The sequence below is a fragment of the Pseudomonas sp. PsB genome (assembly GCF_043658375.1).
Taxonomy (GTDB): Bacteria; Pseudomonadota; Gammaproteobacteria; order Pseudomonadales; family Pseudomonadaceae; genus Aquipseudomonas; species Aquipseudomonas putida_Z.
In genome coordinates this window covers 1-15,822 of sequence record NZ_JBIGLU010000063.1, presented here as the reverse complement: position 1 = coordinate 15,822, position 15,822 = coordinate 1, and the positions used below count along the sequence as shown (strand labels likewise).

17 protein-coding genes are annotated in these 15,822 nt (G+C 56.0%); 4 read left to right on the top strand and 13 right to left on the bottom strand.

Annotation, left to right across the window (positions count from 1 at the left end; translation table 11 throughout):
* Nucleotides 1-151: 151 nt before the first annotated feature.
* A complete protein-coding gene (locus ACGLHT_RS29205) occupies nucleotides 152-535 on the bottom strand; it encodes a hypothetical protein (protein WP_274121199.1) in 384 nt (127 codons plus the stop codon).
* Nucleotides 536-730: 195 nt separating this feature from the next.
* Here ACGLHT_RS29205 and ACGLHT_RS29200 point away from each other — a divergent pair, with 195 nt between their 5' ends.
* Together ACGLHT_RS29200 and ACGLHT_RS29195 are read left to right on the top strand one after the other, a co-directional pair.
* Nucleotides 731-1,156, top strand: a complete 426-nt coding sequence (locus ACGLHT_RS29200) for a hypothetical protein (protein ID WP_274121198.1) — start codon at nucleotides 731-733, stop codon at nucleotides 1,154-1,156.
* Between the two features lies 1 nt (nucleotide 1,157).
* A complete protein-coding gene (locus tag ACGLHT_RS29195) occupies nucleotides 1,158-1,454 on the top strand; it encodes a hypothetical protein (RefSeq protein WP_274121197.1) in 297 nt (98 codons plus the stop codon).
* Nucleotides 1,455-1,460: 6 nt separating this feature from the next.
* Here ACGLHT_RS29195 and ACGLHT_RS29190 read toward each other — a convergent pair whose 3' ends face one another.
* The 10 genes from ACGLHT_RS29190 to ACGLHT_RS29145 form a co-directional block, all read right to left on the bottom strand.
* Nucleotides 1,461-3,041, bottom strand: a complete 1,581-nt coding sequence (locus tag ACGLHT_RS29190; protein ID WP_274121196.1) for an alkaline phosphatase D family protein — start codon at nucleotides 3,039-3,041, stop codon at nucleotides 1,461-1,463.
* Nucleotides 3,042-3,181: 140 nt separating this feature from the next.
* Nucleotides 3,182-4,450 (bottom strand): phospholipase D family protein, encoded by a 1,269-nt coding sequence (locus tag ACGLHT_RS29185; RefSeq protein ID WP_274121195.1) that lies wholly within the window; start codon nucleotides 4,448-4,450, stop codon nucleotides 3,182-3,184.
* Between the two features lie 564 nt (nucleotides 4,451-5,014).
* Nucleotides 5,015-5,809 (bottom strand): hypothetical protein, encoded by a 795-nt coding sequence (locus tag ACGLHT_RS29180; RefSeq protein WP_274121194.1) that lies wholly within the window; start codon nucleotides 5,807-5,809, stop codon nucleotides 5,015-5,017.
* A 57-nt stretch (nucleotides 5,810-5,866) separates the two neighbouring features.
* Nucleotides 5,867-6,592 (bottom strand): cell envelope integrity protein TolA, encoded by a 726-nt coding sequence (locus tag ACGLHT_RS29175; RefSeq protein WP_274121193.1) that lies wholly within the window; start codon nucleotides 6,590-6,592, stop codon nucleotides 5,867-5,869.
* Nucleotides 6,593-6,710: 118 nt separating this feature from the next.
* Nucleotides 6,711-7,493 (bottom strand): N-6 DNA methylase, encoded by a 783-nt coding sequence (locus ACGLHT_RS29170; protein WP_274121192.1) that lies wholly within the window; start codon nucleotides 7,491-7,493, stop codon nucleotides 6,711-6,713.
* A gap of 82 nt (nucleotides 7,494-7,575) precedes the next feature.
* Complete coding sequence (locus ACGLHT_RS29165; RefSeq protein ID WP_274121191.1) at nucleotides 7,576-7,947, bottom strand: hypothetical protein; 372 nt, start codon at nucleotides 7,945-7,947, stop codon at nucleotides 7,576-7,578.
* Between the two features lie 70 nt (nucleotides 7,948-8,017).
* Nucleotides 8,018-8,179 carry a hypothetical protein gene (locus tag ACGLHT_RS29160; protein ID WP_274085924.1) on the bottom strand — a complete coding sequence of 54 codons (162 nt, stop codon included), beginning with the start codon at nucleotides 8,177-8,179 and terminating at the stop codon, nucleotides 8,018-8,020.
* A gap of 299 nt (nucleotides 8,180-8,478) precedes the next feature.
* The gene (locus ACGLHT_RS29155) at nucleotides 8,479-9,423 is read right to left on the bottom strand and encodes a DUF6685 family protein (protein WP_274121190.1); all 945 of its coding nucleotides are present in this window, start codon (nucleotides 9,421-9,423) and stop codon (nucleotides 8,479-8,481) included.
* Nucleotides 9,424-9,578: 155 nt separating this feature from the next.
* Nucleotides 9,579-10,859 (bottom strand): site-specific DNA-methyltransferase, encoded by a 1,281-nt coding sequence (locus ACGLHT_RS29150; protein WP_274121189.1) that lies wholly within the window; start codon nucleotides 10,857-10,859, stop codon nucleotides 9,579-9,581.
* A 126-nt stretch (nucleotides 10,860-10,985) separates the two neighbouring features.
* Nucleotides 10,986-11,342, bottom strand: a complete 357-nt coding sequence (locus ACGLHT_RS29145) for a hypothetical protein (RefSeq protein ID WP_123084989.1) — start codon at nucleotides 11,340-11,342, stop codon at nucleotides 10,986-10,988.
* Nucleotides 11,343-11,552: 210 nt separating this feature from the next.
* On the opposite strand from ACGLHT_RS29145, the gene ACGLHT_RS29140 reads away from it, so the two are divergent.
* Nucleotides 11,553-11,843, top strand: a complete 291-nt coding sequence (locus tag ACGLHT_RS29140; RefSeq protein ID WP_327194140.1) for a helix-turn-helix transcriptional regulator — start codon at nucleotides 11,553-11,555, stop codon at nucleotides 11,841-11,843.
* Nucleotides 11,840-13,015 carry a site-specific integrase gene (locus ACGLHT_RS29135; protein WP_274121188.1) on the top strand — a complete coding sequence of 392 codons (1,176 nt, stop codon included), beginning with the start codon at nucleotides 11,840-11,842 and terminating at the stop codon, nucleotides 13,013-13,015. Before ACGLHT_RS29140 ends, ACGLHT_RS29135 begins: the two co-directional genes overlap by 4 nt.
* Nucleotides 13,016-13,042: 27 nt before the next feature.
* Here the strand turns inward: ACGLHT_RS29135 and ACGLHT_RS29130 are convergent, their stop codons facing one another.
* Together ACGLHT_RS29130 and ACGLHT_RS29125 are read right to left on the bottom strand one after the other, a co-directional pair.
* Nucleotides 13,043-14,026 carry an IS5-like element IS2000 family transposase gene (locus tag ACGLHT_RS29130; protein ID WP_274121187.1) on the bottom strand — a complete coding sequence of 328 codons (984 nt, stop codon included), beginning with the start codon at nucleotides 14,024-14,026 and terminating at the stop codon, nucleotides 13,043-13,045.
* 990 nt (nucleotides 14,027-15,016) lie between these two features.
* Nucleotides 15,017-15,709: a CatB-related O-acetyltransferase gene (locus tag ACGLHT_RS29125; RefSeq protein WP_274121200.1), complete on the bottom strand. Its 693-nt coding sequence runs from the start codon at nucleotides 15,707-15,709 to the stop codon at nucleotides 15,017-15,019.
* Nucleotides 15,710-15,822 lie beyond the last annotated feature (113 nt).

Here is a 15,822-nt window from a genome sequence, read left to right as displayed (position 1 = left end):
CATCTGCTTCATGGAAAAACTCGGCTGGCGGGATCGGCGTATTTCACCAGATTCGGGAAGTCTTTTTCAGACCTTCCCTAAGCATCCTAACGCAGACCTGGGCGATTTGAACGCTGCCAGTGGTGGCAGCGCCCTCGCGTGACGAATGTGATTATTGCTTGCTCTGGCCCCACATCCGTTCAACTACATCGCCTTCGAGCTTATAGCGCCCCTTCGGACACTCAACGATCCATGGCGACTTTCTGGCCCGGGAGTTGAAACCCACCAGCTTGCAGGGGCCAAGGCTGGTATGCGGTTTAGTTTGGGACATGTCGTACCCGTAGAGGTTGGCTGCTTGTTCGAGTTCAGTTTGGACTTTGGTCTTTGCGCCCTTGACCGTGGCCTCGACCTTGATAGTGCAGGTCCCCTGCGGGTCGTAAGTGATTTTTCCAGCCTCAATGCTGATTTCGGGATGGAGGTTGGCCAGCGCGCTGTTGATCAAGCCACGAAGAACCTTGAGGTTGGTGGTGTTGAAGCCGGAGGTGAAGTTGGTCATTTGGAGCTCCTTCTGAAGTGCTGTTGAACGGTGATGACTATTCTCCGGCCCCCTCTCCGTGCCAGAACCCAAGCTTGGAAAAATCCCAACATCAGTCCAGGCACTCCTGTAGGAGATCACCCAGGCCGCCATATCCCCGAGAAATCTTCTCGTCGACCGTTATCATCACCAGCACCCCCAATACTGAGCTCGACCATGAAACCTTCCATCGTTTTGTCACTCGTACTGGCATCGGTAGCCGGCTGTGATGCCGTAACCGAAAAGGCTGCCAATGTCAGCCAGGCGTTTATCGCCCAGAACCCAGACCTGCAAAAGCCGATCAGCCTAGTATTCTTTCCGGGTTACAAAGTCATGATCAACGGCAAGGCCACACCGATCATCGGCGAAGACGCTTGCCAACCGCCGGACGGCGTTATGGCCAAGTTATTCGGTCTCACTCCCGATGAGGACAGCAAGGGATGCGTTGAGGTTTCGCCGACAGCAACCGAGGTGCACATGAAGTTTCCCGACGTAGCTGCAGGCGGGAGCCTGAAGAAGGAGGAATGGAGTGTCCTGCGCGATGGGGGTCGTGTGGCGCTTCGCCGGCCGAATGGTGACTTTGTGATTCCGGAGAAGCACTGAATTGCGGCGTGGTGACAAGCTGAAAAGTTTCAAGACCGAGGTGGTGAATCCGCTGTTGATCCTTGGCTTGATCGCCATCTGGAACATGGACCGCCTTGCGGCAATGATCTTTGAAGCAGAGAACGCCACGGTCAGATTGAGAAACTGCGCCAGCGCCGTGTGCGAGTTGCACGGCACTCTCCGAATTGAGCCAATGACCGGTGACTACCTCCTGACTAGCGCTGAGGGAAGGATCACCCGCTTCCCTCAGTCTTCCCTGGCCAGCGCTCGCTGGCCGGCCCAGATCGTCGCCGAGTAGTCACGCCTACTGATTCACAACGACAGGCTGGAGCACTGTAGGCAGGACGACTGGATCGATCACCTGGGTCAGCAGGTGATCATGCCCCTCCACATGCCAATTGGCCCAGATTCGTCCCTTTCCATCAGGCTCCAGGCTAAGCCAGTTCCGTTCCGGTACCAAGTAATGGCCTTTGAAGCCGATTGGCAGCATACGGGCCTTCACTCCGTACTCGATGACCTCTTCACCTGCCCCGAACGTCTCCATGAAGTACACGGCCACCGCTGGAGGCGGGGTGTGCACGATCCCGGTAGATACCAGTTGGAAGATAGCTCCTGCACCATTCCCATGTTGCGGAAGGCTCGACTCGATTACGGCCGCCGCAGCGACATGGACGTCACCGCTCACAATGGTCACCCGAGTGCCTTTCGCAGAGAAATTCAGCAAGCGCTTGATCAATCGCTGCCTTTCATCACGGTGTGGTTTGCTCCGCCAATGATCGCGGAGATCGTCCTCAAGCTCCCATTGCCCAGGCAAAGCATTGAGAGCCACCTCCGCGGCATTAAGGTCCAGGTAGGCGACTGGTAGGCTGGAATAAACGATCAAATGCTTGTGTCTGGTGGTATCGAGCTGATCCAGCCAAGCATAAATGCCATTCCATGTGTACTCCGAAGCAATCTGTGTAGGACGGAATCCACTGGGACTCTGTAGATCAGGGTGACGTTCGCTGCGCAGGTCAGGTACCAAGAATGCGACCTCGCCAAGACCAGAGTAGGCAAGGCTGAATCCTTTAGCCTGCGGACTCTGGTTGGGTACTGCAGAGGGATGGACCTCGTCCTCTGCCAGCTGCTGCTGAAAGAGTCTGTAGTACCGCGTCGCCAATCGAAAGAGGTTCTGGTAGACGTCGCACTCATGCAGGTCCTGAGGATATGAGCCCCACCCATCGGTGATGTCGTGGTCGTCCCACATGGCCACGTAGGGGATCGCCTGCAGCATCTCGCGCGGCCCGGCTTGATTCCAGCGCTGGACATAGAGTTGGGTGAAGTATTCGTCGACCTGCTTTTCCAGCTTTCGTGACCATTTCGCAGCTACCTGCTTGCTATGCCAAAGATCTGCCCAGTCCTTCATCTCTCCGGGTATCACCATCAAGTCATCGGTGTAGACCTGGTCTCCCCCCATGACCAGGACATGGAATTCTTTACCCTTGATCTTGTGACGAGCAGCCATGTCGAACCAGCGTTCGTTCTGCCTGTCCTTCACCTTCTTGCGGTACTTGTCAGCAGAGAAACCGTTGCACGAGCCATAGGCAACCCTCGGTGACTCCCCAAGGGCAGGAACGAAGAAGCTTGCCTTGCCTCCTGACACACTGCAGGAGCACTGCTGCGACTTAGCAGCTTTTTGAGACGTTGATAAGTCAACCCTCCAGACATCCTGGGTTGGACTTCCGAATGGGATAGAAGCGATACGGGTGACCTTGTCGACCACGCAGTTTGTGGGCTCAGGCTTCGGTTTGGGGTCACCTTTATCCAGGACAACAAGAGCAGAGACTTGGTACAGATCGTTGTGGATGCCGCGGAAATGAAGGATGGGACCAAGTAACAGGCTCATGCGCTGTCCTCCTTGACGTAAAGGTATGAGCCCCGTCCTCGCTGACTTTCAGTCACCCCACAGCGCCGGCCGCGGCTTTCTCGATGGTTGCAATGTGATACTAGCCGGTGCCTGAGAAAATGCTCGATCGCCCGAAGTCTCTATGTGGCGCGGACGTCAAATCCGAGAAACCGCAGCGCCTTGGCCATGCGTCCGTTTATTGGGGGCACCTGTTCTGGCTTCAGCGTTCCGACCAACTCCAATGCACAGAATCGGCCGAAGGATGCGAGTTTGTACTTCGGATCGTAAAGTACGGAGCCAATGCACGCGGCAAACTCCTCGTGGCCATGAATCAGGTAAATCAGGGTGTCCTGAACACGACCGAGGTCCTCCCGGTTTCCTTCCCAAAACTTGGCCGGCAGGACCTCGGCGCCACCCAATGTGAAACGGAGCTGCTCGGAGAATGCGTGGACACACATCAGTGCTGCAGCGATCTGCTCCTTGCTGCTGGCACGAATCGACTCCGGGCTCTCCATCACCGCGTGCAGTGTTTCCAGCAGTTCGAAGTAGTCCTCTGGAATCTGAGGAGTAGCGGTGGAAAGCCATTCCATTACCAAGGTTTGGATTTGGGTCCTTCGATCTTGAGGCCGGCGGATGGGGGCATCCTGCCACGTGGAATCTCCTGGGGCGTGCTCGAGTCGCACCCAGTTCAAGTAGCGGTTCACCTCCGGCCCCCATGCAAGGCCGTTGAATTCTGGTCGGCGAGTGCCTTGCTCACGAAGGATTGCGGCGACCTCCTCAAACGCCGGCAGGTATTGCTCATAGATAGTCTTCCTCAGATCACTGAGGTAATGCTGCTGAGCGGTCTTATGTCCGCTGCCGGCAAGGACAGTTGGAGGCTCTACACCAGCGAGGCTTTGGAATGGGGTATCCCGACTGTCCATCCGACTGGCCTTCTCCCAAGCATCCTTGAATTTCAGATAGACCTGCCTGGTTAAAACCTCTGCACTGTCCCAAAGCACAGCGAACAGCGCCTCGAGGTCGCTGATCCGCTCTTCATCGCCAGGCTGGTCGAGCAGAACGACTGCTTCTCGATTGCTGACCAGGCCGCCATCCGTGAGGTTTGCTGAGCCCAACATGGCCACGCCATCGAAGAGGAAGATCTTGGCGTGGAAGCCATCCGTGAAGTACCGGATGGAGCAGTTGTCGGCTTCGAGTGCTTGGCGCAGGGCGGCGGGATTCGTCGCTGGATTGAGCCCCACCAGGAGATCGATCTTCGCGCCACGTTCCGCAGCCTCCAATATCTCGCCCGGGCGAGTGAAGTAGGGCGCTGCAAGCCGGATATGCGACGCTGTAGAGATGAGCCGCTGGAATGGCCTGAGGATTTGGTCCTGGCCGGGACTGTTGGTGAAGATGCTGCTGTCTGCCATGCTGACAACCTGTTCCGTGATCTTCAGGACAGGCTGGCAGCAAGGAGCGGGGACTTCAACTGAGTCGGCGCGCGATTGAGAATAGGGCGGCCCGTTCCGCATCGAGGTCGGGGCGGTGGAGGAAGGGGAGCCACTCAGCCGCCAGGTCCTCCTCGAGCGCGTTACGGGGAACGCCTGGCCAAAGGTTACCAGGGGGGCTAACCACCGGCACAACAGATCTTCCGTTTGCGTACAGCAAGCCCCAACGGGCAGGAAGGTCTTCCGGCCGTATCACCCCCTCCGGGCAGAGGTAGAAACGGTAATTGCCCAAGCCTCCGGAAACCCGCTCCGGCTTCAAGCGATCGGCCCGGAAGTCACTGAGGCTGACCTTCACCTCAATCACTCCGGAACACATGGAACGGAATCCCAGAACATCGGGCCGCTCACGGCTCCCTGCTGCCCAAATTTCGGTAGTAACCACAGGGAAGCCGTTTCTCTTGAACCACCTGGCCCCCATGGCTGTCAGCTTGTCATGCTCAGGACTCGGCATAGGCCCCCTCTCTTTTTTTGACCTGATCAATGGGTTCAGGCGTCTACGTCTTGGGTCTTCGGCGGCGGCACGGGCAAAGTTAGGATTTGCGCCAGGTCATAGACGTACACCTCGACGCTGACCAGCTTGGAAGCGTGGTCGCCTTCACGGCTGACGAATTGGGCGATCTTGTGCGTCCCCGGGAAGCGCTCGGCAAACAGCGCCCGAAGTGCATCGCGGGATGCCGGGCAGTCGGTCACGCCTTTGCCGTCGTCGTCGTGCAGGACGAAGCCACGGCGCTCCAGGTCGCCCAGCCAGAGCGCCTTGCGCTCGGCGTGGGACAGATGCTCAGCGCCGGCAATGAGCGGTCGAGCAGAAAGGGACTGCAGGGAAAACCTTACCTGCCAGCTATATTCCCCGAACTGAATTTCGCTGGTATGGCCGAAGCCCTCCAGCCGCCACCAATCGCGCAACTGGCGGGCCAAGTTGCCGAGTGCCGGCTGTATGGCCTCCGCCGGCATCTGCCGGCCCAGCAGCGCCTCCAAGTCGCGAATGCGCATATTGGCCTTACGCAGTTCGCCGAAACACTGCTCGATAGTCGCTTTCGACTCCGTATCGACACCGAGCAAGCGGCTTAGGGTGGCCAGCTCAAATTCGGTCGTTTCCATCGCCATGCGCGCTTGGGCACGGGTCAGGCCAGGCACGGTGCTTTGTTCGAGAAGGAACGGTAAAAAGGCGAGACTCTGTTGAGCCTTCTTGACTGTGGCCTTGATGGCGGCCTTCTGGTCCTCGCTCAGATCCAGAGGCACTAGTTCGGCGGGGTCGTCACTATGTTGGGTAAGGCGGTGCACCGGTTGAAACTCCTTTTGGCGAAGCGGTGGCCGAACTGGACTTAGGCTGTACTGCGATCATTTGCCAAGGCTTTCGGGGGTGAAGAGCACTTTTCTGTTCTTGTAGAGGCTCTGGTACACGTCGGAGGGAAGGGAGGCTATTTCCGGGATTGCCTTCACGTCCTGGATTGCTTTGACAGCGGAGGTGTCAAAGGCCTTACTGCCGCTCGACTGATGAACACGGACTTGCTTAATCACGCCCTTCCGATCCATCTCGATTTCAATGGTGACCTGCATGCCATCCTTTGCACTCGGCGGACGGTGCCAGTTGCTACTGATTCGCTCCACCAGCAGGCTATCGACTTTGTCAGGAGTAACCGGCCCAGGACCTTTCTGTGCATTACCCAGCCGTTCGGCCGGAGCGTTGGTCTTGGGGCCGCTGACCCCGGCACCGACGGTAGAAGTCGATCTTGGGTCAGAGTTGGCCTCGCTAGTGGTTACTCCAAGCAGGCTGGCGTGCTCAGACGACGGCCCCTTACCGTTAGCATCTTTGCCGGCTGCCGCAGGGCTGCGAGCAAACTCGACTAGTTCTTTCACCAGTCTGACCACCCCCTCGATCTTGGCATCGGCCTCTCCGGATCGCCCCTGTAGGACAGCAATCTCTTGCTTCAGCTGATCGACTTCCCTGGCGTACTGGTCGGCCGTCTTCTTCGCGTCTAGAGCGATGAAAAAGCCACCCGCGGAAAATGCGAGCACCACGGCACCAACAGCAACGGCCATCAGCGCATTCTGTTTCTCGTTCACACCGATCCCCCTGGGTTTACATCGAAGAAAAGAGGATAACGGGCGCTCCCAATGCTCCAAAGTCAAAGGGTCACGCGGAAATCCCGGCCCGCTGGATGACGCTGAACAAGAGAGCTGATCAGACGATCGCCATGTCCATCCTCCGCTCATGCAGAGAGTCGGCGTCCTCTTGACCAGATTGATTTCCAAGCAACTCCCGCCCCCTTGCACTATCCAAGGTGAACCCCCGCCGCAGTTTGATACCAAAGAGTCCCATTGCGTGGGCTAGGGTGTACCAACTGCTGTGCTGCTTGAGGGTCAACGTATCTCCGTGCACCACCACGGCCGGAATATGCAAAAGACTCAGTTGCAGATACGCCATGTGGACGGCCCTGCAGTCGATATCGACCAGGGTGGCGTGCAGGTGCTGCTGGTAGTTGATGCCCATTTCTCGCAGGCGAAGTGCAAACGCGATGACCATCGCACCAGCCCCACAAGAGGGTTCCGAAAGGGTGATGAACCCTCGCTCCTCGATAAGATTATGAACATGTCCTGTATCAGCAAGCGTCAGGTCCGTAAGGACCTGGCTGATAGATTCTGGGGTGAAAAACTGTCCACTCCGAGAATTCGAGCCACCTACCTCCATGAACAGCCTTCCCAAGATATCGCTGGGTTTTTTTTCCAGGGCCTGCTGTAACTCATCGAGCATTGCACGGAATAGGTGTTGATCCTTCGGCTTGTACCTTTGGATCAGCCGCATGTACTGGGCTTCCCGTGCCTCCCGGTGGAGCACGTCTACTGCGTTTGAGACCGCCACGGCTGCCATCTCGCAGAAGTCTTGAAAGACCTCGCGGGGTGGGTGATAGCCCACCGAATGAATAAGTTTAGCCAGGTTGTCGGTGTGCTGCTTTGCGGGTGACATACTGCGCTCCATCAGTTTCTAGATGGGCGCAGTATTCGGTGGGATAGGTTGTGCCAGAACCGGTGCCGCTTGGTATGGTTGGTCAGCTCTTACGGCGGGGCAAAGCCCGAACCTCCGGGCCAATTACGAAATCGTGACCAGGTGGGGCCTGGACATAGTCCGCATCCGGTTGGATAAGCAAGGGGGCAATGTCGCAGCCCAGCTGCTCGACGTTTCCGAGCTTCTCTAGCTCTTCCTTCAACCAAAGAACCTTCGCATCTATCTCGTGATAGGCGACTTCCCACTGCAGGCCGATGTAGCCATTACGTCGCTCCTGCAGTCCTTCCGCGATCCGGTTCAATTGCTTATCGCTCGGCTGCAGCCAGTGAAGGGCCAGAGGATTGGTCAGAAAAACGGTCCCCGGCCTCACATCCAGCGTCAGGAACTGATTGTCGGGCCCAACCTGGGAGAACATGTGATCAGCCTGAATCGCCAGGTTGATGAAATACAGCCCCTCCCAGTCTGGATCGGCATGAGGCCATGACTCACAGCATGGCCACCCAAAGCGTGGCGGTGGACAGGGGGTGGGGAAGGTCGTTGAGGCCAGCGGTGTGGATCTCGATGATGGGGCTCAATGAGGAGGTGACAACCTGCTCGGGGATGGCAACCGCAATTAGGGACTCTGCATCTACGGCGAAGGTATTCATGAGTCTTCTCGAGCTTGAGGCCGGTAAGGCGAAGTCGGCCAGGTAGAGTTAGGATCAATGGGCCAGGTGCGGTCGGCATACGCCATCGCAGCTTCGCGGGAGCGGAATCGACGGCGCATCACCTTCGAGGGATGACCAATATCCGACTTGTCACCGGTAATGTACGGCGGCCACGCCAGCCAATAGTCGGCTTCTGGCTGATCGTTTTCATCATGCGGCTGGGCCGCACCCGCCATATCCCGGCGCGTCAAGCTGCTTGGCCTGAACTCTCTCCAAGTCGGGGTCTGGCTATCCATAGGTTACTCAACAGGCTCCATCTGCCGGCGAGCAGAGGCAATGGGGAGACGTACTGGCCTTGCAGATAGTTCCAGGAGGTGCGCTCCCAGATCGAAGTGGCCTGCCGCGCGCATCAAGGGAACTATCCTCATTGCCCTTGCATCCCCTCGAGGGAGAAATACCGCCCGACCGTCGAGGTGGCGAGGCAACGGTGTCCAAAGGAAACCGGCCCGGTATTCCCTCATTGCATCGAAGAATCGTTGGAAAGCCTCTGAATCATCACTCAGGGCAAACACCTCATACTCGCCAACCAGCTGAGACACCGCGGCCTGAGAAAGGCGGTGGACGCGCAGAAGGCCTTTCAGAGGAACGGGAACTTCCAACCGGGCAGCCAGGTAGCGGCCAGCCACGAAATGATGGGAACCCCCAGAGTTCATCAAGAAAACTCGGCCGTCCCACTGGTGGCATGCAAAGAAGTCGTCGGTGGAGTCGCGATGAAGGATGCGGATCTCGTACCACCCCAGGCTCTTTTCAAGGTTCGCGTGAGTGATTTGCCCTACGAGATACTGCGTCCTGGCCACAGCCATAGCATCGAGGCTCTCGAAACCTCGAAGCTCCGACTTGGAGGCACAAAGCCCCTGGACATCCTGGATCTCACACTCCCAGGACTCGACGATCTCTGTGTAGCCAACGTTGGCCAGCGCATCGATGGTGTGGTGGTAGCTGCAGAATTCGGTTCCAACAGCCTTCCATCCAAGCAGCTCCCCTGGTGCTCGCCAGTTTCCGGTCAAGTAGCTCCCCTTGCCCCACTCGTGCCACCGAACGACCTCCGATGAGGCAATCGAACAGGGCTGCCCTGGTATATCGAACCTCAGATCGCGGTTTTGCTGCAGCATATGACCAAGGGAGGCCGGATGCCCGAGGCAGTCCAAACTGAAGCGAAGGACCTTTGCCCATGTGTCACGCATAACGCCTTTCTCCGTTGTGTTGAATCCCAGCCATTCTCGGGACTTAGTTGGCTGCATAGCTGTCAATCCGCCCCAGTTGTAGGGCCGAACCCACGGCGCGCCATCAGTGTTTGAGGATAACGGCCAAGGGGCTATTCGAAGAACCTTCGTGGGATTCAGCGGCCGAAAGCAGCAGCGATCTGTGGATTGAGCCAGAACCCTGGCCGTCCACGGAACAATTCAGCGCCAGTGCGGATGTGCTGCAGCATCAGTTCGCCCGACATCCAGGTGCGGCCGAGCAACTCGGCTGCCAGGGATGTCATGTTGCGACCGGCCCAGGCGTCCACTACAAGATCGCCTTCCTCAGTCAGAAACTGGATCAGGAATTCTGGGATAGAGAACGGCATCGGGGCACCGTGGGTCGGCAGGCCAAGGGCCTCGGCGGCTTTGCGGTGCTGGGTGCCGTAGGCGCAACGGTGTCCGCGGGTGATCACATTCTTCGGGATCGATCCGACAGTCTCGTTGCTGAAACTGCCCGGGCGTAGGCGATATGCGCCATCACCATAGTTCGTGTGGCGTTTTTCGCCCCCATTCTGGATCAGCCGCAGATGCCGTTCGGAATGCGGCTGGAGGACGCGGTTGTTGTTCGATTTGCATTTCAACGGGTTGCGCGCGAACCAGAGGACAGGCTCATACCCAACATTGAGTTGCTGACGGGATTTCGAAGCCCACTGTACCGGACCCGGAGCCTTCGAAGGGTTCTCCCAGATGAGCCGGTCCATCAGGTAGAGCCCAAATCGATCGCAGACCTCCAATACCAGGCGCTCCACATAGGTCGAGCGCGCCGGGAGTCCCGGGAGGAAGCAATCCTGCGATACGTTCAAGACGAGACTACCTTCTTCTGCCAACGCCTCGACCACAGGCTCAAGCGTGGCGCAGATGAAGTCGACGATCTCCCGCTCATTCGGGTTGCCGTAAGCCCTTTCCTTCCTCAACGGGTATGGTGGAGATTGGATCGCAAGCACTACTGGTACTGTGAGCCTTTTGAAGATATCCGCACTTGGCCCCCAGATCGCCAGGCCCAGGTCAGTACGAAAGCCGAGCACCTTCACACCAGACTTCGCTGGATTGAGGTCGCGTTTGGCAACTTCGGTCAAGCGCCACACGCCGCGCTCTCCGTTGACGCGCTCGATGATACCCATCTGTTTCAGAGATTGCTGAGTCCACCGGATAGCGCGGCGAACCAGGCTGTGTTTCTGCCCACTCTCCCCAACAGGCGCAAGCTCGTTCAAAGCTTCCGTTGAAACACCAAGGTGGCTGGTGACGATCTCGTAGAGCGCGGTGTTCGTCAGGGGCTTGTCTGGGTTGGCCTTGTAGATGCCCGCAATCTGGTCGACAGCGAACAATTCACCCTGGCCCGGGGCGCTGACTTTGTGTTTGAGTCGCGTGGTGCGCATCGTTTCATTCTCACTCACGGCCGCAGATTTATCTGCGGCGGTTCGATGGAGCTGGCCAACTGGCCAATTGATCACCCGGAAATGATCAGGACACTCCGGCTGTGCCAGAACCAGTGCGAATGTGATTCAGGTTCGATGTTGTTTTTGAATGGCCTTCATTCGTTCGTGGGTGCGTAGGGCAATGTTCCCCTTACTCCAGTCGATCCCAACCTCATCGGCCATCAGCTGATGGAGTTCCTCCCAGTGCGAAACGAGAGCAGCCCATTCGCGTCCGTGGGTGGCCATCTCAGAAATTCGCTCCATCCACTCGGGCACCAGCTCCAGCAAGCGCAGGCATCGGCCCAGGTCAGAAGGATCGGACGGTGTGCAGAAGCCATCCTCGGGATGGACGCCCATCATGCTCGACCAAATCGCTATCGCGGAAAGACCCGTGTCCTCCCCCACGATCCACTGGGTAACGCGCTTGAGAATATCGTTGATCATTGCAGCTCCAAGACAAAAGAACAGGTCTGCAGATTACTTGATGGGTAGGGCTGGATCAGTTGAAAGGGGGTTATGAAATTCAAGTCGGGGCGTCCAGAGCCGATCTGGTGAAGGGTCATTACGAGAAGCCATGAGGGCAAAAGAGGGATGATTTCCGCTTATAAGCGGAAGACGACTATAGTCTGAATCCCCAAAAATCCAGCTTTTCACGTGTCGAGCTGGGACAGTCTTATCCGTTTTCGTAAACACAATGTGGCCTTTGGCCGCGCACTTCGAAACCTGCGAAAAACGGCCAACCTCACTCAAGAGAAGCTTGGGTTTGAAGCTGGCCTAGATCGCACCTACATCTCGGTCCTCGAGCGCGGGGAGCGCTCCCCTACGCTCGACACACTGGTTTCTCTCTGTGACGTGTTCGGATTGAGCATTCTAGAGCTCGCCAATCACATCCAAACCCAGTTGGACGAGATACATGACAACCAAGACTCTTCGCGAAGCCCTTGATCACTACCGAGAGAGAAGTCTCGATTCTCAAGAAGGGCTATAAGCAAGAATGTTATCGCATTCAGCAGTTAGGTAACTCGATCCTGGGTGAGAAAATCGTCCGCGAGATCACAACAGTAGATATCGCGACCTACCGAGATGAAAGGCTTCAGCAGACCAACAGCAAAACCGGGCAACAGATCTCGCCGGCGACAGTTCGTCTCGAAATGTCGTTGCTGTCGAATCTGTTCGAACTTGGCCGCATCGAGTGGGGCATCTGCGATGACAATCCGGTCCTCAAGGTTAGAAAACCCAAAATGCCACCTGGGCGTGAGCGTCGGCTGACATCAAGAGAGGAACGCCTGATCCTCCGCTACGCCCACAACTATGGGAACTCCGAGCTCTACGCGATCGTTGTCGTGGCCTTGGAAACAGCGATGCGGCAAGGTGAAATCCTCAACCTCACGTGGGAACACATCAATCTCAAAACGCGTATTGCACATCTCTCCGATACAAAGAACGGAACTCGCCGAGATGTCCCTCTCTCAATTAAGGCACGAGACGCTTTGATCCAGCTAGGTATCGTCGGCAATGGCCGGGTGTTCTCCTATACGAATGCAGGACTCAAGACCACATGGCGAGTCATGCTGCTCCGGCTTGGAATTGAGGACCTCCACTTTCATGACCTACGACACGAGGCGATTAGCAGGCTCTTTGAGCTGGGAACCTTAGACATGATGGAGGTCGCCGCGATCAGCGGTCATAAATCGCTTTCAATGCTCAAAAGGTACACCCATCTCAAGGCGCAGCGTCTGGTCAAAAAGTTGGAAGGAGGGAAGAGCCGTGGCCGCCAGGTGGTCATCAACCACCTTGTTCCGTATCCCGCCTCTGTAGCTCGGACAAGCAACATAGTGACGATTCGGCTCTTGGACTTCGAAGGGCTTACGGCGTCAGCTGCTACCAAAGAATCTGCCATTACCTTGGCACAAGACCAACTGTTGAGGCGTCTGATGACCTCAATACGGGATGCCGAGACCATACCCCAGCCGGATCAATATCAGGACATCGTCCATGAGGCTGACATCGTCATGATCGACCCGCTAGGGAAACTCCGAACAAGTTGCTCATCAGTCGGAAATGGGCGGCTTAGGGATGCCGAAAAGCCCGCTTTTCAGTCGCTGATTATTGGATAACCAAGGCAAAGCCTTGGTTATCTGGACTCACGGGCGCACCTCTCCCGCAGCAGGCAATAATTGCCGGCGCACCATCCACAGATTCGACAGGGCAAACAGCGTGGTCAGTTGCGCCGTGTTCTTGGCCAAGCCGCGAAAACGAGTCTTTACATAGCCGAACTGGCGTTTGATCACCCGGAACGGGTGCTCCACCTTCGCACGCACTTGCGCCTTGGCCTTTTCGATCTTGCGCTTGGCTTGGTAGAGCACGCTGCGTTTGTTCAAGTGTTTGTAGGTGCTGCGGCGGGCAGCGACCTGCCATATCACCTGCCGTCCCTCGTGTTCTGGCCGCTTTTCCACGCCTGTGTAACCCGCATCCGCACACACGACATTCTCGTCGCCATGCAATAGCTGAGCGACCTCCGTCACGTCAGCTACGTTCGCGGCGGTGCCATGAACGTGATGCACCAGACCCGATTCAGCATCCGCGCCGATGTGGGCCTTCATGCCGAAATAGTACTGGTTGCCCTTCTTCGTTTGATGCATTTCAGGATCGCGCTTGCCTTCCTTGTTCTTGGTCGAACTGGGCGCGTGGATGATGGTAGCGTCGACAATGGTGCCCTGGCGCAACGACAGGCCCTTGTCTTGCAGGTAATTGTTGATGGTTTCCAGAATGCCGGCTGCCAACTGATGCTTCTCCAGCAGGTGCCGGAAGTTCATGATCGTCGTGTCTTCGGGGATCGGAGCGCTGAGCGTCAGACGAGCGAGCTGGCGCATCGAAGTGATCTCGTACAGCGCCTCTTCCATGGCGGGATCGTTCAAAGAGAACCAATTCTGCAGCAGGTGAATGCGCAGCATGGTTTCCAGAGGATAAGGCTTGCGGCCACCGCCAGCCTTTGGGTAGTGAGGCTCGATCAACGCCACCAGTCCACTCCACGGAACCACCTGTTCCATCTCGGCCAGGAAACGCTCGCGACGGGTTTGCTTGCGCTTGCCGGCGTACTCGAAATCGGAAAAACTCATCTGACTCATGGGATGGCGGACTTGTAGAAGGCAGTTGGACGGAGGGCTATTTCAGCACAGGTCAGATGGCCTGTGCTGACTTGATCGGAGAATCCCTAGCAGCGGCATAATACTTTTTTATAGCGAAAGTCGCAGACGTCACATGCTTCAACGTCCCGAAACACGGGGCGTTGAAGCACTTGATGCGGGGGAAAATCAGCAGAAAAAACCTCCTGAGCAACAGCAGCTGTAAGCGCTTGTGGGAGCAAGATCACCCTCCAAAGAGGCTAGGTTGCCAATCCGGTGTGTGGCGTACAAGCAGCGAACTACCTGGTAGCTTATGTGGTGGAGCGTCTTATCTGAATGGATACGGGTGGTATTCGGTCGCTCCGTGCAATGGTATCTATCTGCCAAACTGCCCTGGAGGATACTCCTTAGCTATGACAGGTCCTAATTTGCTCGGAAGCATTGGTTTAGGTGCTACTGGTGCCAGTACTTACTCGTGCAGCAAGAACTAGCGTTTTGCCAATCCGGTGTGTGGAAAGCCTCAGGCAGCACGCTGGACGGGCCCTATGTATTATCGGCGAATGGCAGCTTGGGCGTTTGGAAGTTATGTACACTTGGTTATACTTCCGGAAACACAAAACAGCTAACCTATTCTAACGGAAACTGGTATGCAGACATAGACGGCACTCGGCTTGTCTACTGTTATAAATAAGCTGCCAAACAGGCACTTAAAATTAAGGCAGGAGACAACCCGACTTTCGATGGGCTTAATATCCCAAGCTACAATCGACGTGATATGTGGGCGACCAATTTGGCATGTCTAAATAGATTTTAGAAAAAGTTTAATTCTGTAAACTCTGACAGCATTATCAATGCGGGGAGATGCATACATGAAATAACTCGAATTATGCATCTCAACCCGGCATCAAAGATTTAATGCTGACTGGGGCAGGCAATTATTTTACCCTGGAAAGGGAAATAAATTGCCTTTTCTTGCCCGCAAAAAGCGAATGCTCACTGCACTTTCTTATTTGAAACTCTCAGCACTGAGTATGTTGCTTTCGGGAGAGGCCCTGATGAATTCTCGATTGCATTCAAAAATTCCTCCGGATTATTGGATGGCAGACTTTTGAGATATTCAACAGAAAGGTTCCACCATTCGCTACTCAGAAGGCGCCGTATAATATCTTCTTTGTGGCGATATTTTATGATCTTAGCTGGATTGCCCGCCACAATCGCGTATGGAGGTACGTCACGCGTAACCATCGCCTTTGTGGCAATAATTGCGCCAGTACCGACACGAACCCCCTCTAGTACAGTAGCGCCATGGCCGAACCAAACATCATGTCCTATCCTAGCCCAAGAGAGTTGTGGGGTATAACTCAGATCTCCATCCTCGTACTGGAATGGGTGCGTGCTCACCCAATCAGAAGGATGAGTGTGTTTCTCCTGGCCAATAGTACAGTCAGACCCTATCGAGCAAAATCGACCAATTTCAGAAACCACTGACAACTCTGTTCCACTTCTAATGTATGAATGCGCTCCAATTGACAGCTCCGGGGCCTCTATTCGTACATGCCCTAGATTGACGCCTTCTTCAATGGTTGCACACGCAAGACGGCTAAATGACTTAGTTCCAGCGGCCGCTTTCCCACCCACCCTTCGGAATGCTTTTTTGAACTGTCTTTCTCTGATTATGTTGATCATATGGCTGTTAGCTTGCTTGAAGGTACGAGCAATAGTGAGTGCGATCCATGAACCCCACCTTCTAAAAGATAGGGCCTCAGCTTACCGTGGTATCTCTGGCGAGCAGTTCCATG